This is a genomic window from Massilia haematophila, assembly GCF_042647645.1.
GTDB lineage: Bacteria > Pseudomonadota > Gammaproteobacteria > Burkholderiales > Burkholderiaceae_D > Telluria > Telluria haematophila.
In genome coordinates this window covers 1,638,407-1,659,608 of the sequence record NZ_JBHRVV010000001.1, presented here as the reverse complement: position 1 = coordinate 1,659,608, position 21,202 = coordinate 1,638,407, and the positions used below count along the sequence as shown (strand labels likewise).

The window sequence follows — 21,202 nt, the reverse complement described above, 5'->3', positions numbered from 1 at the left end:
GCGGGGCGGCCCGAAGCGGCCGCCCCGCCGGGCCTTAGCGGTCCTGCGCCAGCGCCTCGGCCTGCGCTTGCCCGTGCGCCTCGGCGCGGCGGATCGCCACCCGCACGATGCGCCTGTCCTCGACCGCCAGCACCTCGAAGCGCAGGCCGTCCAGCTCCACGGCCTGGCCAAGTTCGGGCAGGGTCTCGAAGCGCGCCAGCAGGAAGCCGGCCAGCGAGGTGTAGTCGTCGGCCTCGTCGACCAGGGCGTCGGTCTCCAGCACCTGCTGCAGCAGGTGCAGGTCGGCGCTGCCGTCGGCTTCCCACTGGCCCGGCCCCTGGGCGCGCACGGCCGGCTGCTCGTCCTCGTCGGGGAATTCGCCGGCGATCGCTTCCAGGATGTCGACCGGGCTGAGCAGGCCCTGGACGGTGCCGTACTCGTCGGCCACCAGCACCAGCTGGCCGCGGGCGCGCTTCAGGGTGTCCATCGCGGTCAGCACGCCGGCGGTTTCCGGCAGCACGATGGGCGCGCGCAGCAGGGCGCCGGCCGTCTCGTCGATCGGCTGGCGCTGCAGCAGCGCCGACAGCAGGTCCTTGGTGCGGGCGATGCCGACGATGTTGTCGAGTTCGCCGCGGCAGACCGGCAGCAGGCCGTGCGGGGTGGCGTGCAGCTGGCGCAGGATGTCGTCGGTCTCGTGCTCGAGGTTCACCCACGACATTTCCGAACGCGGCGTCATCACCGAGCGGATCGAACGGTCGGCCAGGGTCAGCACGCCGCTGACCATGTTGCGCTCTTCCACCGCGAAGGCTTCCTCGACGCCCTGCGCTTCTTCGGTGTCGGGCGCCGGCTCGCTGCGCTTGCGGTTGCCCAGCAGGTTCAGCACGCGCTGCGCGGTGCGCTCGCGCAGGGGAATGCGCGCCTGGTTCCTGAGCAGGTTGCGGCGCGCGAACTGGTTCAGGGTTTCGATCAGGATCGAGAAACCGATGGCCGCGTACAGGTAGCCCTTCGGGATGTGGAAGCCCAGGCCTTCGGCGACCAGCGCCAGGCCGATCATCAGGAGGAAGCTCAGGCACAGCACGACCACGGTCGGGTGGGCGTTGACGAAGCGCGTCAGGGGCTTCGAGGCGAGGATCATGACGCCGATCGAGATCACCACCGCCGCCATCATGACGCCCAGTTCATCGACCATGCCGACCGCGGTGATCACGGCGTCGAGCGAGAACACGGCGTCCAGCACCACGATCTGGGCCACCACCGCGGCAAAGCCGGCATAGGCCTTCGAGCCGTCCTGGGTATGTGTCACGCCCTCGAGGCGCTCGTGCAGCTCGACCGTGGCCTTGAACAGCAGGAACAGGCCGCCCAGCAGCAGGATCAAATCGCGCCCCGAGAAGCTGAAGGCGCCCAGCGAGAACAGCGGCGTGGTCAGCGTGACCAGCCAGGACACGATCGTCAGCAGGCCCAGGCGCATCGCCATCGCCAGCGACAGGCCGAGCAGGCGCGCCTTGTCGCGCTGGTGGGGCGGCAGCTTGTCCGCCAGGATCGCGATGAAAATCAGGTTGTCGATGCCGAGGACGATCTCCAGCAGCACCAGCGTGAACAGGCCCACCCAGATGGTGGGGTCGAATAGCCATTCCATGTAAAACACCTTTGTAGTTGCAGACTTGTGCGCCGCCGTTGTCCAGGGCTGGGCCAGGGCGCGGCGTGGCGCCGCGATGGCGGAACTGCTTCGGACTGGGTGACGCTAATGGTCCCGCGCGGGCGGGGGAAGCGATGCTTGCCGCGTGTGCGGATTCAGGCGGCCCGGGGCGGGCGCAGGGGCGGACAGAGCGCGTGCCAGGGCCGGCGCGCCGTGCGCGGCGCGGCGCCGGCCTCGCGCAGGACGGCCAGGCGCAGGCCGGGGTCGAGGTCGACGATGTCGTGCAGGTCCATGCCGGCCGGCGGCTCGTCCGGGTCGAGTTCGGAAGCGGTGTCGATGCCGATGTCGGCGGCAGAGGTGGCGGAATACGCCTGTCCTTCCGACGCGGCCAAAAAGGGCGCGGCGCCGGGTCCGGCAGTCGCCATGGAATGCGACAGCGCGAAGACGTTCAGGGGGAACAGCAGGATCAGGAAGATGACGAAAACTCGTCTCATACGGTATCGAATGACGGGACGGTGCCAGTATAGCATGGGGCCGCGCGGCGCAAGGGCGGTGCGCCCGGACTGGTTTATGCGCTTGGCATGAAATAGCCGAGAAGTGTGAAATGTCGATACATTTATGCTAATGTGGCAGCTCTATTGTCACGGAGATAACAGTGCGCCGCTCTTGTGTGATACCCGCTGCCTTTGCGGTCGCGATCCTCGCCGCTTGCGGCAGGTCCGAAGGGCCGGCGGACCGGACCGCCGGCGGCGCATCGGCGTCGACGGGGCAGATCGACTACTGGGCGATGCTGGCGCCGCTGGTCGCCGGCAGCCACGGCGGCGATTGCGCGCGCCTGCCCGTGTCCGAGCCGCTGCCGGGTGCGGCCATCACCCTGGGCCGGGACGGCAGGCTGACCGCGCCCGGCATCGACGTCGACATGCGCCGCGCCCAGATGATCCAGCTCGGGCGCGAAGTGCGCGACGGCGCGGTCCAGGTCAGTGCGATGCTCTCGATCGACGCCGCCGACGGGCCGGTCCTGAGCCTGGTCGACGAGGGCACGCCGGACGGCGCCGCGGCGACGCTCATGCGCAACGCCAGCCAGATCAGCTGCGCCAGGGGCAGCCCGCTGGACAAGCTGCGCGGCCAGCCCTTGTACAAGGCCGCGGCCGGGGTCATCGAGGGCGCGGCGCGCACCCTCAAGTGCGGCAGCATGAAGACCAGGATGGCGTGGACCAACACCGAGTTCAAGGTGGTAGACGGCATCCTGACGCTGGGCGCCGAGACCTTCGACCTGCGCCGCGCCGACAGGGAGACCCTGATGTTCACCGCCGAGGAAAGCCAGCTGGCGTATTCCTTCAGCCTGCCCGGCGGTCCCCTGATGTACGTCTTCTACGATGCCGCCGGCCGGGTCAGGAGCGTCGAGGGCCGCACCGAGGTCGAGACCACGCACGCCTGCCATACCGACGTCTGAGTGCGGCAGGGGCACGGCCAGGTCGCGCAAGGCGCGTCGACGGCAGCGCGAACGCATGACTAGGCTCCTCATGATGCTTCTTGATGATGCTTCCATTGGGAAATATAATCGGTTACAGTTATTGAACATCTGTTAACTGAACTTGCTGCGCATGTCCGAATCCCGACCCATCGGCGCGCGGCCCTTCCCGCACCCAAGACCCATGAAATCGATCCTTGCCGCCGCTGTCCTGGCTCTCGGCAGCCAGCTTGCCACCCCCTACGTCAACGCAGCAGAGTTCAGCGACAAAGGCGTCGAAGAACAGCTCAGGCAAGGCACGCTGCGGCTGAAGTACAGCATGTTCGGCAAGGGCGTCTCTGGTGGCGCCGAACTGAACCGCCTGTATGCCGACAAGCGCTGGCCGGAGCTGGTCGAGGGCGTTCTCGGCAAGCAGTTCGTGTCCGACCTCTACTACTTCTACCTGGGCGCCGCGGCAGAGGAGCTCGGGCATGCCGACGCGGCGCTCGTCTATTACCAGCTGGCGCTGGCGGCGAACCGGAATGGCGACAGGTGCTCCGCCGCGCTCGACTCCTGTCGCGGGATCGGCATGCCGGAGACCCTGCTTTCGCGGATGGAGGTCCTGCGCAATGCCGACAAACCGCAGGAAAGGCTGGTCAGCGTCGTATCGGCCCAGGGACAGCCGCTGGCCGGCGTCTCGGTGGAATCCGCCGGTCAGCGGCGCGGCGCCTCCTGCACGACCGACGAGCGCGGCGTCTGCACGTTGTCGCTGGGGCTCCGGACCGACGAGGCGCTCGCCATCAAGGCGTCTAAGGCCGGCATGTTCGCAGCGAACGCGGAGATCCCGGCGAAAGCGCCGGCGCACACCGTGACCATGCGCGCCTACCGGGACATGATGTGCGAGGAGCTGAAAACCGCGGGCGCATAGGCGCCGGCGGCCATGCTCGGGCGCCAGGTGGAAATCATGGCCCTGGGCGCGAACCTGGGCGGCGCCACCCTGGAAGAGGGCGGCATCTGCACCTCGACGTTCAAGAAGGCGAACTACCTGGCGTTCAGGCTGCGCAACGGTACCGTGTTCAACGAAAACAAGCTGACCAGCTACCAGATCGGCGCGAACGTGTTCGACGAGGTGGTGCGCCACATGCTGCTGTCCATCGCAGCCGGCGCGCCCGAGGTGAAAGCGGACGGCTACGACATCACCGTCATGAGCATGAAGCAGAATTTCGCAGAACGCCATGGCGACCTGAAGGCGGTGAAGTACCGCTTCTACTTCCCCAAGCAACTGGTCGCGAAATACCAGGACAAGGACATCAGCGGCCAGCAACTGCTGGACGGCTCGATCATCCTCCTCAACGACGACCGGGTCGACCTGAAGCTGCAATAGCCGGGACGGCCGTTCGGCCCCGCGCGATGGCCGGGGCCAGGAGCGGCCGCGCTCGCCCGGCCCGGCAGGCGCTAGTCCGCGTCCGGCTGCACGTCCGGCAGGGCGCCCGCGAACGCCGGCAAGGCCGCGCAGCGCGCGTCGATCGCCAGCAGCGTCGGATAGCCCGACAGGTCGCATTCGAAGCGGCGCGCGTTGTAGAGCTGGGGCACCAGGCAGCAGTCGGCCATGGTCGGCGTGTCGCCGTGGCAGAAGCGGCCGGTGGCGGGATGGCCGGCCAGCTGGCGCTCGAGCGCTTCCAGGCCGAGCGCCACCCAGTGGCGGTACCAGGCGTTCTTCTGGTCGGCACTCACCCCCAGCTGCTCGCTCAGGTACTTCAGGACGCGCAGGTTGTTGATCGGGTGGATGTCGGCCGCGATCGCCTGGCTCAGGGCGCGCACGCGGGCGCGGCCCTTCGGGTCCGCCGGCAGCAGCGGCGCCTCGGGGCGGGTCTCGTCCAGGTACTCGATGATCGCCAGCGACTGCGGCAGCACCAGGCCGTCGTCTTCGAGTACCGGCAGCAGGTGCTGGGGATTGACGCTGTCGAAGGCGGCGCCGAACTGCTCGCCGCCGTTCTTCGACAGGTGGACGTAGGATGGGTCGGCCGCCAGGCCCTTCAGGTTCAGGGCGATGCGGACCCGGTAGGAGGCCGAGCTGCGGTAATAGGTGTGTAGTTTCATGGGTATGTCAGTGGTTGGTGGTGGCGGACAGCGGCGTCAAGGCCGCGCTTTCCGGTGCGGCCGGCTGCACGGCCGCCGGCTCGGCGCGCGCCTGCAGCCGGCCCATGGCCAGCAGGGCGACGGCGGCCAGCAGGGCCGGGACGGCGAGCAGCAGGAAGATGGTCTGGGTCGACAGTTCGGCCGCCAGCAGGGCGCCGCCGACCATCGAGCCGAGCACCGAGCCGCTGCGCCCGATGGCCGAGGCCCAGCTGACGCCGGTGGCGCGGCTGGTGGTCGGGTAGAAGGCCGCGGCCAGGGCGTTGGCGCCGACCTGGGAGCCGCTGACGCCGAAGCCGACGCCGAACACGGCCAGCACCAGCAGCGGCACGTTGTCGGTGGCGACGCCGACCGCCGCGATGCACAGCGCCGCGGCGCCGTAGGCCAGGGCCAGCACGCGGTGCGGGCGGAAGCGGTCCATCCAGCGTCCGAGCAGGATTGCGCCGGCGGTGCCGCCGATCTGGAAGGCCGAGCTGATGAAGGAGGCCTGCGACAGGCTGTGGCCGGCGCCGTTCAGGATGGTCGGCAGCCAGCTCGAGAGCAGGTAGATGATCAACAGGCTCATGAAGAAGGTGGTCCACAGCAGCAGGGTGCCGCCAATCAGGCCGGGCCGGAACAGCTGGCTCACCGGCGAGCCGGGCAGCTTGACGTCGCTGACGGACAGCGCCGGCACAGCCTTGCCGGCGCCTGCGATCCCGCCTGCTATCTTCGCCGCGATGGCGCCCCCGTCGCGCCCGCGCAGCACCAGCCAGCGCAGCGACTCGGGGAGCAGGAACACCAGCACCGGCACCAGCAGCAGCGGCAGCACGCCGCCGATCATCAGGATGCCGCGCCAGCCGACCGTGGCCAGCAGCTGCGCCGCCACCAGGCCGCCCAGCGCCGAGCCGATGGTGAAGCCGCAGAACATCAGGGTCACCAGGCTGGCGCGGCGCGCCTGCGGACAGTATTCGGAAGTGAGCGTGATCGTAGTCGGCATCGCCCCGCCCAGGCCCAGGCCGGTGAGGAAGCGCAGCACCAGCAGGGTCGTCATGTCGGTCGCGAACGACGACAGCAGCGAGGTCAGGCCGAAAAAGGCGACCGACAGGATCAGGATCGGTTTGCGGCCGTAGCGGTCGGCCAGGGGGCCGAGCAGCAGGGCGCCGGCCATCAGGCCGAACAGGCCGGCGCCGAACAGCGGCGCCAGGGCGGCGGCACTCAGCTGCCACTCGCCGCGCAGCGCCGGCGCGATGAAGCCGATCGAGGCGGTGTCGAAACCGTCGATCGCCACCACCAGGAAGCACAGCGCAAGGAGGCGCTTCTGGAGCGCCGAAAAGGGTTGGTGGTCGATGAACTGCTGGACGCTCAGGGCGTTATTGGCCTGCATGATGATACTCCTCCAGTATGTTGCGGCCGCCGGGCTTTCATGTCCTGCTTTTGTCCCTTTGGCGGCCGATGGGTGCGCGGTTCATGTCACCCGCTTATGTCACCCGCTTATGTCACCCGCTTGTGTCAGCGTTTATGCCACCTTGACGCTGATCGGCGTCAGGCCGGCGACCGAGCCAATCATGGTCTGGCCGCGCACGACGGCGCCCACGCCTTCCGGCGTGCCGGTCATGATCAGGTCGCCCGGCTGCAGCTCGAACAGGGTCGACAGTTGGGCGATGGTCTCGTTCACGTTCCAGATCAGGTGGGTGATGTCGCTCTTCTGCACGGTCTTGCCGTCGACCGTCAGCTCGATGATGCCGGCGTTCACCGAGGCGCCGTTTTCCAGCGGGGTGATCGGTCCGATCGGCGCCGAATAGTCGAAGGCCTTGCCGATCTCCCAGGGGCGGCCCTGTTCGCGCATGCGCATCTGCAGGTCGCGCCGGGTCATGTCCAGGCCGACGGCGTAGCCGAAGATGTAGTCCTGCGCGTCATCCGGGTCGACGTTGCGGCCGGCCTTGCCGATCGCGACCACCAGCTCGATCTCGTAATGGTAGTTCTCGGTGCGCGGCGGGTAGGGCAGCTCCACCGTGGCGCCGGCGGGCACCGGCACGATCGACTGGGCGTCGTTCGGCTTGCAGAAGAAGAAAGGCGGTTCGCGGTCCGGGTCGAAGCCCATCTCGCGCGCGTGGGCGGCGTAGTTGCGGCCGACGCAGTAGACGCGGCGCACCGGGAAGGCAGCCTCGCTGCCGTTGACGGGCAGGCCGACGACGGCCGGGGGCGGGAACAGGTATTGGTCGCTCATGATGCTCTCTTTCGATGATGTTTATTCGGGCAGGAATTCTTCGCGCAGCAGGCCCAGGGCCTCCAGCACCGGACGGTCGGAAAAGCTGAACAGCACCACGTCCTGCGGCGCCTCGAAGGACAGCGCGGCCCAGGACGGCACCACGAAGGTGTCGCGCGAGTCGAACGCGAAGCGCTTGCCGTCGATGACGGCGGTGCCGCTGCCTTCGACCACGCTGTAGACGGTGCCGTCGGTGCTGCGGTGGCGCTTGCCGCTAAAGCCGGCCGGCAGCAGCTGCATGCAGGCGCCGATGGTCGGCATCGGGGCGCCGCCGGTCAGCGGGTTGATGTAGCGCAGCTTGACGCCGGTCCACGGATCGATCTCTTCCTGGCGGCGCAGGGTGTCGAGCGCTTCGCGCGAGCGGGCGTAGGGGTAGTTGAAGATCGGCGAGCTGGAGCGGGTGTGCAGCTGGCGCACCGGCGCCATGTTGTAGCCGTAGGCGGCCAGGCTGCGGCCTTCCGGACGCGCCACCTGCTGGCTGGATTCTTCGCCGTTCTCGGCGAAGCCGCCGCTGAAGAAGCGGGTGGTCGGGATGTCCAGGCCGTCGAGCCAGACCACCGGTTCGGCCACGCCGTCGATGCCGGGGTTGCCGTGGTCGTGCCAGGCCCAGGACGGCGTCAGGATGAAGTCGCCCGGGTGCATGGTGGTGCGCTCGCCGTCCACCGCCGTGTAGGCGCCCTTGCCCTCGACGATGAAGCGCAGCGCCGACTGGGTGTGGCGGTGCGCCGGCGCCACTTCGCCGGGCAGGATCAGCTGCAGGCCGGCGTACAGCGAATGGGTGATCGAGGAGCTGCCCGGCAGCGCCGGGTTTTCCAGGATCAGGACGCGGCGCACCGCTTCCTCGGCCGAGATCAGTTCGCCCGCGCGCCGCAGGTGCGGCACGATGTCCTGGTAGCGCCACAGGGCGGCGTCGTAGCCGGGCGAGGGCTGCTTCGGCACCAGGGCATGCAGCGACTCCCACAGCGGGGTCAGGTGCAGGCCCTGCATGTCCTGGTAGAGGGCGCGGCGCGCGCCTTGCAGGTCGTTGTGCATCGTGTTCTCCTTGTTTAGTCGGTCGCCAGGCAGCAGTCGGCGCTCCAGCCGTACAGCCATTGCAGGGCATTGTAGAAACCGTCCTGGCCGCGGCCTTTCCACAGGTCGTTGCGCACCAGGCGCTCGACGCCGTGGGCGTGGTAGAGGCGGCCCATCTCGCGCGCCGACAGCACCACGCGCGCGGTGCGGGCGATGCGCGACTTCTGGTACAGGGCGAACGCCGCTTCCATGTCGTAGTCGCAGTGGCGGACCGCTTCGCCGAGGGTCACCGCGTCCTCCAGCGCCATGCAGGCGCCCTGGGCCAGGTATTGCAGGGTCGGGTGGGCGGCGTCGCCCAGCAGGGTGATGCGGCCTTGCGTCCAGTTGTCGACCGGGTTGCGGTCGGCCGTGCTCCAGCGCCGCCAGCTCGAGGGGCAGTGCAGCAGCTTCCTCGGCAGTTCGGCGATGCCGCCGAAGTAGGACAGCACTTCTTCCTTGCTGCCGTCGCGCACGTCCCAGACTTCCTGCTCGCGGCTGTGGAAGGTGACGACCAGGTTGTACTGGTCGCCACTGCGCAGCGGGTAGTGCACCAGGTGGCAGTTGGGGCCGGCCCAGACGACCGGCGCGTTCCAGCGCAGTTCTTCGGGCATCTCGGCGGTGGGCACCACGGCGCGGTAGACCACGTGGCCCGACACCCGCACCGGGTCGCCGACCACGAGCTCGCGCGCCACCGACTTGATGCCGTCGCAGCCGACCAGGTAGTCGGCCTGGAAGCGGCGGCCGTCGCGCGCCAGCACCGTGACGCCGGAAGCAATCTGCTCGATGGCGTCGATCTGGCAGGAGGTGACCAGCCCGATCGCCGGGTTGCCGCGCACGTGTTCCAGGATGGCGGTGTGGATGTCGGCGCGATGGATCACCGCGTAGGGGTTGCCGAAGCGCTGGCGGAAGGGTTCGCCCACTTCGAAGGCGCCGACTTCGCTGCAATCGACCGCGTCCATCATCACCAGGCGTTCGGTGAACACGGCGCGCGCCCGCACCGCCTCGCCCACGCCGAGCGCGTCGAGGGCGGCAAAGGCGTTCGGCGCGAGTTGCAGGCCGGCGCCGATCTCGCCGAGCGTGGCGGATTGCTCCAGCACCGTCACCGACAGGCCGAGGCGCGAGAGCGCGAGCGCGGTGGCGATGCCACCGATGCCGGCGCCGGCGACGATCACCGAGGGTTTGCGCGTGCTGCCCGCGGAGTTAGTCGAATTCATGATGGTCTCCATACATCTTGTGAATGATGGCAGTCTGCCGAAATCCGCCTATGCGGGAAACTGATCGTTGCCGATTGTTATAATCAGGATTTTAAATAGTGGTGCCAGCCATGAAGCGCTTCGACCTCGAACTGCTCCTGATCTTCGACGAGATCTACAAGACGAAGAACGTGACGCGCGCGGCCGACAACCTCGGCTTGCCGCAGTCCACGGTCAGCCTCGGCCTGGGCAAGTTGCGCGAGCACTTCAACGACCGCCTGTTCAGCCGTACCGCGAAGGGCATGGAGCCGACCCCGCGCGCCGGGAACGCCATCGAGGACGTGCGCCGCGCGATCCAGGCGGTGCAGCATGCGCTGGCCGACCAGCCGGTGTTCGACCCGGCCGGCAGCACGCGCGAGTTCCGCATCTGCATGACCGACATCAGCGAGATCGTGCTGGTGCCGCGTTTGCTGAACTACCTGCGCGAGCACGGGCCCGGCATCCGGGTCGACATCTCGAAGATCTCGCCCGACAGCCCGGCGGAGCTGGCCGACGGCCGGGTCGATCTCGCGGTCGGCTTCATGCCGCACCTGGAGGCGGGCTTCTACCAGCAGGTGCTGTTCGACCAGCATTTCGTCTGCCTGGTCGCGAACCGCCATCCGCGCATCGGGGACAAGCTGAGCCTGGAAGCGCTGCGGCGCGAGGATCACGTACAGGTGCGCTCCTCGGGCACCGGCCACGCCATCGTCGACAAGACCCTGGCGCGCGAAGGCGTCGAGCGGCGCGTGGTGCTGCAGCTGCCGAGTTTTCTCGGCGTGGCGCGCATCGTCGCCCAGACCGAGCTGCTGGCCATCGTCCCTTACCGCTACGGCGCCTCCATGGCCGGCAGCGAGGACATCCGCATGCTGCCGGTGCCGGTCGACCTGCCCAGCTTCCAGGTCAAGCAGCACTGGCACGAGCGCTACCATGCCGACGCCTCGAACCGTTGGCTGCGCCAGGCCATCGCCGACCTGTTCACCTGAACGCCGTCGATGCGTTATGCTTGTGGCAAAGACAAGAAACCACAAGGGGACACCATGCAGTCGACCATCCTGAACCGCCGCGACATCGATTTCCTGCTTTACGAGTGGCTGGCCGTCGAAAGCCTGACCGCGCGCGAACGCCACGCGGACCACAGCCGCGAGACCTTCGACGCGGCGCTCGACACCGCCGCGCGCATCGCCACCGAGCTGTTCGCCACGCATAACAAGAAGAGCGACAGCCAGGAGCCGCACTTCGATGGCGAACGCGTGACCATCATCCCCGAGGTGAAGACCGCGCTCGACGCCTTCTGCGCGGCCGGCTTCATGGCGGCGGCCCAGGACTACGAGTACGAGGGCATGCAGCTGCCCTACGTCGTGGACCGGGCGATTGCCGCCTGGTTCACGGCGGCCAACGTGGCCACCTCCGCGTACACCTTCCTCACCATGGGCAATGCGAATACCTTGCTGAAGACGGCGACGCCGCGCCAGGTCGAGCGCTTCGTGCGCCCGCAACTGGCGGGGCGCTACTTCGGCACCATGTGTTTGTCCGAGCCCCAGGCCGGCTCCAGCCTGTCCGACATCACCACCCGCGCCGAGCCGGATCCGGTCGAGGGACCGGAGGGCGAGCGCCAGTACCGCCTGCGCGGCAACAAGATGTGGATCTCGGCCGGCGAACACGAACTGGCCGGGAACATCGTGCACCTGGTGCTGGCCAAGATCCCTGGGCCGGACGGCAAGCTGATCCCGGGCGTGAAGGGCATCTCGCTGTTCATCGTGCCGAAGTTCCTGGTGAACGAGAACGGCAGCCTCGGCGAGCGCAACGACATCGCGCTGGCCGGCCTGAACCACAAGATGGGCAACCGCGGCACCACCAACTGCCTGCTGAATTTCGGCGAAGGCAAGTTCAAGCCCGGCGGGCGGGCCGGCGCCATCGGCTACCTGGTCGGCGAGCCGCACCGGGGCCTGGCCAACATGTTCCACATGATGAACGAGGCGCGCATCGGCGTCGGCCTGGGCGCGACCGTGCTCGGCGTGACCGGCTACCTGCACGCGCTGGACTATGCGCGCAACCGGCCGCAGGGCCGTCATCCGGCCGAGAAGGACCCGGCAAGACCGCAGGTGCCGATCATCGAGCATACCGACGTGCGCCGCATGCTGCTGGCGCAGAAGGCGTATGCGGAAGGGGCGCTGGCGCTGATCCTCTACTGCGCGCGGCTGGTGGACGAGCAGCGCACCGGGGAGACGGCCGATGCGCGCCTGAAGGCAGGCATGCTGCTCGAATTCCTGACGCCGATCGCCAAGTCCTGGCCTTCGCAATGGTGCGTCGAGGCCAACAGCCTGGCGATCCAGGTCCACGGCGGCTACGGCTACACGCGCGAATACAACGTCGAACAGTTCTACCGCGATAACCGCCTGAACCCGATCCACGAGGGCACCCACGGCATCCACGGCCTCGACCTGCTGGGCCGCAAGGTCTCGATCCAGGACGGCGCGCTGTTCAAGGCGGTGGGCGAGGAGGTGGCGACGACCATCGCCTGCGCCCGTGCGCGCGACGACGCCGGTTTCGCCGCCTGGGCCGGCCGCCTGGAAGCGCTGTGGACCCGCATCGGCGAGGTGACTGCCCGCCTGTACGGCGCCGGCGACATGAACAAGACCCTGGCCAACGCCAGTCTCTACCTGGAGGCGGTCGGCCACGTGGTGGTCGCCTGGATCTGGCTGGAGCAGGCCCTGGTTGCGGCAGGGCGGCTCGATGGAGCGGATGACGATTTCTACCGCGGCAAGCTGCAGGCCTGCCGCTATTTCTTCAATTGGGAGCTCAGCCGGGTCGACGCGCAGCTCGATCTCCTGGCGAGCATCGATACCACGACGCTCGACATGCAGGACGCCTGGTTCTAAGGATCTTAATGACGGATAGTTTCGACGTAACGAGCCAGACCACGCTCGACGACATCGCGGTCGGCGCGCGCCTGGTCGAGGCCCTGGTGCACCATGTAAAGAAGAACGGCGCGGCGCCGATTGCCTACCCCGCGCTGCTTGAACTCGGGCGTTTCCTCGATCCGAAGGATGCGGCGATGGACCGCGCCGAGCCGCTCGGCATCGCCATGAAGCTGCGCTTCGTCGCCGCCTTCTGCGCGGGCCAGGCGGCGCCGAACCTGGCCTGCCTGGCGGTGCACCCGGCCAGCCTGCGCCCCTTGTTTGGCTGCGGCGGCGACGCCGAGACCGAACGGCGGGCCGCGGCCGCCTTCGACTGGGCGCCGGCCCTCGCGGCCTTGCCCGGCTACGCGAACACGGCGCGCGCCGCGGTGCCGCCGCGCCTGAAGCCGCGCCGCGAGCGGCCGGCCGAGGTGTCCTGGTATGCCTTCTTCAGCGCCCACCGCGAGGCCTGCAAGGCGGTGACCTCGAGCGACAAGAAGGAAGTCGTCAACCTGGTAATGGCCGGCCTCGATCCGGAGACGGCGCTGCGCCGCTTCCTGGCCGCGAAAACCGCCTACGAGGCAGGGGTGTCGTAAAAAAGCACGGTCGTGATAAACAATCCTGGTTTGGTGTATGCTTCGCGCCGCATCGCCCCGGTCCAAGGCTCGGGGGGAGCGTTGAAGAAGACAAACCAGAAAGACAACCGTGAAACAGAAACACCTGCATCGCATCATCGCGCTGGCGCTGGCCGGCGCCTGCGCAACGGCCGGCGCGTCCGGCTACCGCTTCGGTTCCCAGAGTATCTCGGCCCAGGGCACCGCCGAGGCCAACGGCGCGGAAGCCGCCGACGCCTCGACCGTGTTCGCCAATCCGGCCGGCCTGTCGCGCCTGGAAGGGCGCCAGTTCTCGGGCGGCGTGACCGCCCTGGCCCCGCACTCGACTTACCAGGACGCCGGCTCGACCCGCTTCACCGGCGGCCCGAGCGGCGGCAAAGCGGGCCAGGACGACTACGCGCCGAGCGCCGTCGCCGCGCCTTCGCTCTATTACAGCCACCGGATCGACAGCCGCTGGACCGCCGGCTTCGGCGCCTTCGTGCCCTTCGGGACCGACCTGTCCTACGACCGCGACTGGGCCGGCCGTTATTCGCTCACCGAGATCAAGCTCGAATCGCTGACCCTGAACCCGTCGATGGCGTTCAAGCTCGACGAACGCCACGCCTTCGGCTTCGGCATCGACATCGACTACATGAAGGCCAGCCTGGCGCAGGCGGTCGACGTGCCGGGAACCATCGTCGCGGCCCAGCGCGGCGGCACCGGCGCCGTGCTGGCGCGCCAGATCGCCACGCTCGGCGGCAACCCGGCGCTGCTGGCCGGCGCCGGCGACGCCTATGCGCGCGTGAAAGGCAAGGACTGGGGCGTCGGCTTCAACCTCGGCTACATGTTCACGCTGGACCAGGACACCCGCTTCGGCATCGCCTACCGTTCCTCGATCAAGCACGCGCTGACCGGCAGCGCGGCCTGGGACTTCTCGACCGTCACTCTTGACCCGGTCGTGAACGGCGTGCTGCAGGGCGCCTCGCGCCGCCAGAACTCCGACGCGCGGGTCGAACTGCGCACCCCGGAAACCCTGTCGCTGTCGGCCTTCCACCAGTTCGACCCGCGCTGGGCCGGCATGCTGGATGTGACCTGGTCGCGCAATTCGCGCATGGAGGACATCGATATCGAGTTCGTCGGCACCGGCGAGGGCGACGAGGTGATCCGCCAGCAGTGGAAGAACACCGTGCGCGTCTCGCTCGGCGCGAGCTACAAGCTGAACGACCAGCTCACCCTGCGCGGCGGCCTGGCCCACGACAATGCGCCGGTGCGCAGCACTGAATTGCGCCACGCCGCGCTGCCGGACGCCGACCGCAACCAGCTCTCCTTCGGCGCCAACTGGAAGTTGACCCCGACTTCGTCGATCGACCTGGCCTACAGCTACCTCGACTTCAAGGACGCCGCGGGCAGCTACACCAACAACTGCAACCCGGTGGCGGTCGGCTGCACCGGCAACGGCGAAACCACGCGCGGCACGTGGAAGACCCACATGCAGCTGCTGGGCGTGGCGTACAACCAGCGGTTCTGATCTTCGTTCTTGATGTGTGCAAGCCGGCGTTCCCGTGACGGGGCGCCGGCTTTTTTTGCGTCATCGACCTGTGTCGCCTACCTGCGACCGGCGAGGACCGTAGGGTGGGCGCCCTGTGCCCACGCGTGAACGATGAGCAGACGCGGCAATTCGTCAACGCCAACACGACGCACGCGTCACGCGTGGGCACAGGGGCGCCGCATCAGGGCCAACACGACGCACGCGTCACGCGTGGGCACAGGGGCGCCCACCCTACGGACGACAGAATGGGGGGGGATGTGGCGGAAGGCAGAAAGAGTCGAACTTACAGGAGAGCGGCTGACGCCCCCCACCGGGTTTGAAGCCCGGCCCCATCACCGGATGAGAATGCCTTCCATGACGGCGGCGCAAAGGCCGCCTTGTGTGCGCCGCGAACTTGTACCGCTAACTGCCCGGCAGGGCGCCCGACGTTGCCGGCGCTGCGGGAGGTGCCGGCCAGCTGGCCTGCGGCCTCGGCAGGTGGGTATTACGGACCCGGCGAGTATAGCCGACCCGGTCGAAAAACTCCAGGACCTGGATCGCGCGCTTGCGTCCCAGCCCGGTCGCGTCGCGGAAATTCGCGGCCTGGGCATCGGGCAGTTCGGCCACGATGCGCGCCATGTCCGCCAGCGGCACCGGATGGTAGAACAGGTCGTGCACCACCTGGTGCAGCTGCCCGGCGCGCGCGAGTTTGCGCAGCAGGGCGCGCACCGTGTCCTCGGCCAAATTGTACTTGCACGCCAGGTCGCGCACCCAGGGCGGGTCGTAGCGCCCGGCCTGGAGCGCCGGCAGCAGGCGCGCGGCCAGCGCTTCCTCGGCCGGGCTCAAGGCCACGCTGTGCGAAGGCAGGCGCAGGCTGGCGCCACTGCGCGCCAGGCTGCCGGCGTCCAGCATCCGCGCCACCAGCGCGCTCCAGATCGCGTCCGGCAGTTCCGGCGCCACCATGCGCTTCAGGCGCCACAGCTCCAGCCCTGGTTCGTCCGGTTGGCGCGCGTGCCAGGCGGCCAGGCCGCCCTGCACCCGGCTTTCCAGCGGCGCGAGCATGGCCGGCGCCACCAGCAGGCTGTCGCCGCCGGCCAGCGGCAGGCGCAGGAAGGAATCCGGCAAGCGCAGCGCCGCGGGCGCGATACCGCTCAAGCGTACCAGCGTCGAGACGGCCAGGCCGGCCGGGCTGGCGCCGATCAGGCGCGCGGCGTCGCCGTCCGCCAGCCAGCCCGACAGCGCGTCCAGCCAGGCCAGGCGCGCCGGGCTGCGGCGCTTGCGTGCCGGCCCGAAGGGATCGAGCACCACGCCGCCGCCGATGGTCTGGGTGGCCTGGGCATTGCGCACCACGAAGCGGTCGCCCGGCACGGTGTGCAGGGGCTCCGCGAACACCAGCTGCACGCGTGCGCGGCTGCCCGGGGCCAGCTGCTCGCCTTCGAGCGGCACCAGGTGGGCGGTATGGTGGGCGGCGCCGATGTGCACGTGCAGCGGCGCCCAGGAGCCCAGGGCCGGCGCGTCGGGCAGCAGCGACAGGACGGCGTCGAAGCGCTCCGAGCAGGCGCCGATGTCCGGCGCGACCACCCAGCTGCCGCGTGCGATGTCGTCCTTGGCCACGCCGGCCAGGTTCAGCGCCAGGCGTTCGCCGGCCTGGCCGATCTCGGCAGCCCGTCCCTGGGCGTGGATCGCGCGCACGCGCGCCTGCTGTCCGCCGGGCGCCAGTTGCAGCAGATCGCCGACGGCCACCCGGCCCGCCAGCGCGGTGCCGGTGACCACCGTGCCCTGGCCGGAGACCGTGAACACGCGGTCGACGCCGAGCCGGAACAGGCGCGCTTCGCCTTGCGAAACCAGGTCGGCGGCGACCCCGTCGAGGTAGGCCAGCAGGGCGGCCACGCCCGGATCGCCCGGCATGCTGGCGGCGGTCGGGAACATCGGCGCGCCGGCGAAGGGCGTGCCGGCCAGCAGCGCTTCGACGTCGGCCTCGACCTGCACCAGGCGCACGGCGTCGACGCGGTCGATCTTGGTCAGCGCCACGCAGGCGCGGCGCACGCCGAGCAGTTCGAGGATGGCCAGGTGCTCGCGGGTCTGCGGCATGATGCCGTCGTCGGCCGCGACCACCAGCAGGGCCAGGTCGATGCCGGTGACGCCGGAGGCCATGGTGCGGATGAATTTTTCGTGGCCGGGAACGTCGATCACGCCGAGCCTCGCCCCGCCCGGCAGCGGCGCATAGGCGTAGCCCAGTTCGATCGAGATGCCGCGCGCCTTTTCCTCTTTCAGGCGGTCGGTGTCGACCCCGGTGAGCGCGCGTGTGAGGGTGGTCTTGCCATGGTCGATATGGCCTGCGGTACCGACGATCATGCTGTTTTGTTCTCCACCAGCTGCGGGAGCTGCGCCACGAAAATGGGCAGCTGGTCCTGCTGCAGGCAGCGCAGGTCCAGCCACAGGGTGTCGTCGGCGATGCGGCCGACGACCGGGTGCGGCAGGGCGCGCAGGCGCCGTTCCAGCAGGCCGAGCGGATTGCCGCGCACGCCGGGCTGGGCGCGCACCGCGAGGCCGTAACTCGGCAGCAGCTCGACCGGGAGGGCGCCGCTGCCGATCTGGCTGTTCATCGGCGCGGTGACGACGGAGTAGCCATCGCCGAGGGCGTCCTGCAGCGGCGCGGCCAGGGTGTCGGCGAGCGCGCGCATCTCGGCGGCGGGGCGGGTCAAGAGGCGCAGCGTGGTCAGGCGCTGGGGCAGCAGGTCGGGCGCGCGGTACAGGTTCAGCACCGGCTCGAGCGCGGCCAGGGTCAGCTTCGAGACGCGCAGGGCGCGCTTCAGGGGATGCTTCTTGATCGCGGCGACCAGGTCGGCACGGCCGGCGATGATGCCGCACTGCGGTCCGCCGAGCAGCTTGTCGCCGCTGAAGGTGACCAGGTCGGCGCCGGCGGCGATGGTTTCCTTCACCGTCGTCTCGTGCGGCAGGCCGTAGCGTTCGAGGTCGACCAGGGTGCCGCTGCCGAGGTCCACCGCCAGCGGGATGTCGCGTTCGCGCGCCAGCGGGGCCAGCTCGGCGACCGTGACCTCCTTGGTGAAGCCGGTGATCGCATAGTTACTGCAATGGACCTTCAGCAGCATCGCGGTGTCCGCACCGGCGTGCTCCTCGTAGTCCTTCAGGTGGGTGCGGTTGGTGGTGCCCACTTCGCGCAAGGTGGCGCCGGCGCGCGCCATGATGTCCGGGATGCGGAAGGCGCCGCCGATCTCCACCAGCTCGCCGCGCGAGACGATCACTTCGCGGTTCGGCGCCAGGGCGGCCAGCATCAGGAGCACGGCGGCGGCATTGTTGTTGACCACCGTGACCGCTTCGGCGCCGGTGAGGGCGCACAGCTGCTCCTCGACCAGGCTGTCGCGGTCGCCGCGCTTGCCGGTCTCGAGGTCCCATTCCAGGTTCATCGGCCAGCGCAGCGCGTCGACCACGGCCTGCACCGCTTCGTCCGGCAGCAGGGCGCGGCCGAGATTGGTGTGCAGGACGGTGCCGGTCAGGTTGAAGACCGGACGCAGGCGCGAGGCGTTGGCGGCGGCCAGGCGTTCGCCGAGCCGCGCCAGGATGGCGGCGGCGGAGACGTCTTCGGCGCCGCCGCCGCGCAGGGCGGTCCGCAATTCGTCGAGCAGCACGCGCAGCGCCGCCACGGCCTGCTCGTGGCCGTATTCGAGCACCAGGGCCTGGCCTGCCGCCTCGCCCAGCAGGGCGTGCACGGCCGGCAGGCGCAGCGATGGAACGGCGGCCTCGCTCACGCCTCTTCTTCCTTCAGCCAAAGCAGGGGATTGCCGCTGGCGCGCGCATAGCCCGCCTCGGACACCAGCACGTCGAGCAGCATGCTGGCCAGGTCGTCGGCCACCGGTTCGATGTGGTAGTCGTGCTCCTGGTTGAAGATCTTGCGGTAGGTCCAGCAGTCGTCGCAGGTTTCGGCGCGCGCGACCTTGGTCGGGTCGTTGGCCTTGTCGAGGGTCTTGCCCGCGGCGGCGGCGGCGACGTTGGCGGCCTGCGGGTCGGCGTGCTTGTCGACCAGGCCCTGGTAGGCGACCTTGCCGTTCGCTTCGCAGCAGGAGCACTTCACGCGCACCATGTGCCACTCGCTTTCGCAGCAGCTGCAGTGCAGGTAGCGGTAGCCCTGCGACTGGCCGCCGATGCGCACCGCGCTGGCGACCGGCTGCGAGCCGCACACCGGGCACAGGGTGCCGGTGACCAGGGGCTGGGCCCAGGCCGGATCGAGCTGGGCGGCCATGAGCGACCAGCTCACCTGCAGGGCGGCGACCACGAAAGGCGCGCGCAGCGGATCGATGCCATCAAGGTAGCCGCCGAGGATGGCGTCGGCCAGGCCTTCGAGTCCGGCGTCGTCGATGGCGCGCAGGTGTTCCAGCGCGGCGCCCAGCTGTGGGGCGCTGGCGACGGCGCCGTCCAGCTGGTCGAGCAGGCGGTCGAAGACCGTGCGCCATTCGGGCGGCCGGCTGCCGGTCGCCGGCAGCGGCGGCATGTTGTGGTCGTGCGCCAGCTTGAGCGCGGCCTGGTCGGGCAGCGACACCCCTTGGGCGCCGAGTGCGGCCACCACGGCCTGCTGGGCGTCGGCGACGTGCGCCATCAGGCCCAGGTAGCCGCGCAGGGAGTCTTCGACCGGAATGCCCGGCACCGCGCCGGCCGCCAGCTGGCGCAGGCGCGCGGCGCGTGCGGCGAACAGGGTAGCGGGATGCGGCAGGAGCAGGCGCGGAATGGCGTTGTGATCGAGTGCCTCGATCTCGCCCGGTTGGAGTAGACGTTGTACCAAGTTATTCTCTCTGAAAGACAAAGGCCGGGACGCATGGCGTGCCCGGCCTATTTTAAATCAATACGCTAAATCGTATCAGTGATGGTCCTTGCCGCGCATGACTTGTTCGAACCAGCGCGGATGGTGCTTGCGCACCCAGCCGTAGCTGACCGTGCCGCGGATCATGGCGCCCATGGTGCCCTTGATCCAGATGCCGGCGTAGATGTGCACGACGATCATCAGGATCAGCACGAAGGCCGCAAAGGCGTGGATCAGTGCCGACAGGCGGATCAGCGGAATCGGGAAGAATTCCGAGAACCACTCGCGCCAGATCACGAAGCCGGTGAAGAACAGCGCCAGCATGCAGACCACCAGCGTGTAGAACAGCAGCTTCTGGCCGGCGTTGTAGCGTCCGACCTTCGGCAGCTTGTGCTCGTCGCCGGCCACCACGTCCTTGATCTGCCTGAGCCACTGGGCGTCGCCCTTCTCGAACTTGTTGTGGCCCCAGAAGCGGACCACCAGCAAGGCGAACGAGAAGAACATCACCAGCCCGAAGAACGGGTGCAGGAAGCGGGTCCACTGGCCGCCGCCGAACAGCAGCGCCAGCCAGGCCATGACCGGATGGAACATGGCCAGGCCCGACAGGCCGGCAAGGATGAAGCAGATCGCCGTCACCCAATGATTGCTGCGTTCATTGGCGGTGTAGCGGACGATGACGGGATTGCCGTCCTTGTCGCGGGTTTTGTCATGACCGTGATTATGCTTCATGCGTTTCCCCCTTCAGCCTGCGTGCCTCGGCCAGTGCCTCGGCTTCGTCTTCCTTGGTCACCTCGCTCGGACCGACGCGGGTGTAGTGGAACCAGCCACCCAGCGCCGCGGCGGCGATACCCAGCAGGGCCAGCGGCTTGGTCAAGCCCTTCCACAGGCCGACCGTGGTGCTGATGCTCGGGTCTTCGCGCAGGCCGTGGTACAGCGTCGGCTTGTCGGCGTGGTGCAGCACGTACATGACGTGGGTGCCGCCGACGCCGGCCGGGTCGTACAGGCCGGCGTTCTCGTAGCCGCGCTCCTTCAGGTCCTCGATGCGCTCGGCGGCGTGGACCTTCATGTCCTCCTTGGTGCCGAACATGATGGCGCCGGTCGGGCAGGTCTTGACGCAGGCCGGTTCCTGGCCGACGGCGACGCGGTCCGAGCACAGGGTGCACTTGTAGGCGCGGTTGTCCTGCTTCGAGATGCGCGGCACGTCGAACGGGCAGCCGGCGACGCAATAGCCGCAGCCGATGCAGTTTTCCTGGTGGAAGTCCACGATGCCGTTCGCGTATTGCACGATCGCGCCCGGCGACGGGCAGGCCTTCAGGCAGCCCGGGTCCTCGCAGTGCATGCAGCCGTCCTTGCGGATCAGCCACTCGAGGTTGCCGTCTTCCTTCTCGTGCTCGGAGAAGCGCATCACGGTCCACGACTTCGGGGTCAGGTCGATCGGGTTGTCATAGACGCCCGAGTTGACGCCGACTTCGTCGCGGATGTCGTTCCATTCCATGCATGCCGTCTGGCAGGCCTTGCAGCCGATGCATTTCGAGACGTCGATCAGCTTGGCGACGCTGCCGCCGACCGGCGAACGGGCGCTGGGCGGGGGCGTCGTCGTGGCCGACACGCGTTTGATATCCAATGATTGTAGTGCCATG

General features: G+C 68.9%; 19 protein-coding genes and 1 tRNA gene. 7 read left to right on the top strand and 13 right to left on the bottom strand.

Annotated elements, in window-relative coordinates; genetic code table 11:
• Positions 1-34 precede the first annotated feature (34 nt).
• Positions 35-1,615 carry a TerC family protein gene (locus ACFOPH_RS07460; RefSeq protein WP_379734500.1) on the bottom strand — a complete coding sequence of 527 codons (1,581 nt, stop codon included), beginning with the start codon at positions 1,613-1,615 and terminating at the stop codon, positions 35-37.
• 155 nt (positions 1,616-1,770) lie between these two features.
• On the bottom strand, positions 1,771-2,109 hold the full coding sequence (locus tag ACFOPH_RS07455; protein ID WP_379734498.1) for a hypothetical protein: 339 nt from the start codon (positions 2,107-2,109) through the stop codon (positions 1,771-1,773).
• A 161-nt stretch (positions 2,110-2,270) separates the two neighbouring features.
• Here ACFOPH_RS07455 and ACFOPH_RS07450 point away from each other — a divergent pair, with 161 nt between their 5' ends.
• The 3 genes from ACFOPH_RS07450 to ACFOPH_RS07440 all read left to right on the top strand — a co-directional run bounded on the left by ACFOPH_RS07450 (position 2,271) and on the right by ACFOPH_RS07440 (position 4,449).
• The gene (locus ACFOPH_RS07450; protein WP_379734496.1) at positions 2,271-3,068 is read left to right on the top strand and encodes a hypothetical protein; all 798 of its coding nucleotides are present in this window, start codon (positions 2,271-2,273) and stop codon (positions 3,066-3,068) included.
• Positions 3,069-3,270: 202 nt separating this feature from the next.
• A complete protein-coding gene (locus ACFOPH_RS07445) occupies positions 3,271-3,993 on the top strand; it encodes a hypothetical protein (protein WP_379734494.1) in 723 nt (240 codons plus the stop codon).
• 12 nt (positions 3,994-4,005) lie between these two features.
• Positions 4,006-4,449: a hypothetical protein gene (locus ACFOPH_RS07440; RefSeq protein ID WP_312554242.1), complete on the top strand. Its 444-nt coding sequence runs from the start codon at positions 4,006-4,008 to the stop codon at positions 4,447-4,449.
• A gap of 71 nt (positions 4,450-4,520) precedes the next feature.
• Here the strand turns inward: ACFOPH_RS07440 and maiA are convergent, their stop codons facing one another.
• The 5 genes from maiA to ACFOPH_RS07415 all read right to left on the bottom strand — a co-directional run bounded on the left by maiA (position 4,521) and on the right by ACFOPH_RS07415 (position 9,710).
• Positions 4,521-5,165, bottom strand: coding sequence for a maleylacetoacetate isomerase (gene maiA, locus ACFOPH_RS07435; protein ID WP_379734492.1), 645 nt, complete (start codon positions 5,163-5,165; stop codon positions 4,521-4,523).
• A gap of 7 nt (positions 5,166-5,172) precedes the next feature.
• Complete coding sequence (locus ACFOPH_RS07430) at positions 5,173-6,564, bottom strand: MFS transporter (protein ID WP_379734490.1); 1,392 nt, start codon at positions 6,562-6,564, stop codon at positions 5,173-5,175.
• 132 nt (positions 6,565-6,696) lie between these two features.
• Positions 6,697-7,407 carry a fumarylacetoacetate hydrolase family protein gene (locus ACFOPH_RS07425; RefSeq protein WP_379734488.1) on the bottom strand — a complete coding sequence of 237 codons (711 nt, stop codon included), beginning with the start codon at positions 7,405-7,407 and terminating at the stop codon, positions 6,697-6,699.
• Positions 7,408-7,428: 21 nt separating this feature from the next.
• Positions 7,429-8,478, bottom strand: a complete 1,050-nt coding sequence (gtdA, locus tag ACFOPH_RS07420) for a gentisate 1,2-dioxygenase (RefSeq protein ID WP_379734486.1) — start codon at positions 8,476-8,478, stop codon at positions 7,429-7,431.
• A gap of 14 nt (positions 8,479-8,492) precedes the next feature.
• Positions 8,493-9,710, bottom strand: a complete 1,218-nt coding sequence (locus ACFOPH_RS07415) for a 3-hydroxybenzoate 6-monooxygenase (RefSeq protein WP_379734484.1) — start codon at positions 9,708-9,710, stop codon at positions 8,493-8,495.
• Positions 9,711-9,820: 110 nt separating this feature from the next.
• Here ACFOPH_RS07415 and ACFOPH_RS07410 point away from each other — a divergent pair, with 110 nt between their 5' ends.
• The 4 genes from ACFOPH_RS07410 to ACFOPH_RS07395 all read left to right on the top strand — a co-directional run bounded on the left by ACFOPH_RS07410 (position 9,821) and on the right by ACFOPH_RS07395 (position 14,746).
• Complete coding sequence (locus ACFOPH_RS07410; RefSeq protein ID WP_379734482.1) at positions 9,821-10,711, top strand: LysR family transcriptional regulator; 891 nt, start codon at positions 9,821-9,823, stop codon at positions 10,709-10,711.
• A gap of 54 nt (positions 10,712-10,765) precedes the next feature.
• Positions 10,766-12,607 (top strand): acyl-CoA dehydrogenase, encoded by a 1,842-nt coding sequence (locus ACFOPH_RS07405; protein ID WP_379734480.1) that lies wholly within the window; start codon positions 10,766-10,768, stop codon positions 12,605-12,607.
• An 8-nt stretch (positions 12,608-12,615) separates the two neighbouring features.
• The gene (locus tag ACFOPH_RS07400; protein ID WP_379734478.1) at positions 12,616-13,221 is read left to right on the top strand and encodes a hypothetical protein; all 606 of its coding nucleotides are present in this window, start codon (positions 12,616-12,618) and stop codon (positions 13,219-13,221) included.
• 109 nt (positions 13,222-13,330) lie between these two features.
• The gene (locus ACFOPH_RS07395; RefSeq protein ID WP_379734476.1) at positions 13,331-14,746 is read left to right on the top strand and encodes an OmpP1/FadL family transporter; all 1,416 of its coding nucleotides are present in this window, start codon (positions 13,331-13,333) and stop codon (positions 14,744-14,746) included.
• Positions 14,747-15,025: 279 nt separating this feature from the next.
• Here the strand turns inward: ACFOPH_RS07395 and ACFOPH_RS07390 are convergent.
• The 6 genes from ACFOPH_RS07390 to fdxH form a co-directional block, all read right to left on the bottom strand.
• A tRNA-Sec gene (locus tag ACFOPH_RS07390) sits at positions 15,026-15,121 on the bottom strand.
• Between the two features lie 48 nt (positions 15,122-15,169).
• A complete protein-coding gene (gene selB / locus ACFOPH_RS07385; protein WP_379734474.1) occupies positions 15,170-17,101 on the bottom strand; it encodes a selenocysteine-specific translation elongation factor in 1,932 nt (643 codons plus the stop codon).
• A complete protein-coding gene (gene selA, locus ACFOPH_RS07380; protein WP_379734472.1) occupies positions 17,098-18,516 on the bottom strand; it encodes an L-seryl-tRNA(Sec) selenium transferase in 1,419 nt (472 codons plus the stop codon). Before selA ends, selB begins: the two co-directional genes overlap by 4 nt.
• Entirely contained in the window at positions 18,513-19,544 is a 1,032-nt protein-coding gene (fdhE, locus tag ACFOPH_RS07375; protein WP_379734470.1) for a formate dehydrogenase accessory protein FdhE, read from the bottom strand. The genes selA and fdhE overlap by 4 nt, the downstream gene beginning before the upstream one ends.
• 75 nt (positions 19,545-19,619) lie before the next feature.
• Positions 19,620-20,291 carry a formate dehydrogenase subunit gamma gene (locus ACFOPH_RS07370; RefSeq protein ID WP_312553024.1) on the bottom strand — a complete coding sequence of 224 codons (672 nt, stop codon included), beginning with the start codon at positions 20,289-20,291 and terminating at the stop codon, positions 19,620-19,622.
• A complete protein-coding gene (fdxH, locus tag ACFOPH_RS07365) occupies positions 20,281-21,201 on the bottom strand; it encodes a formate dehydrogenase subunit beta (RefSeq protein ID WP_312553027.1) in 921 nt (306 codons plus the stop codon). The genes ACFOPH_RS07370 and fdxH overlap by 11 nt, the downstream gene beginning before the upstream one ends.
• Position 21,202 lies beyond the last annotated feature (1 nt).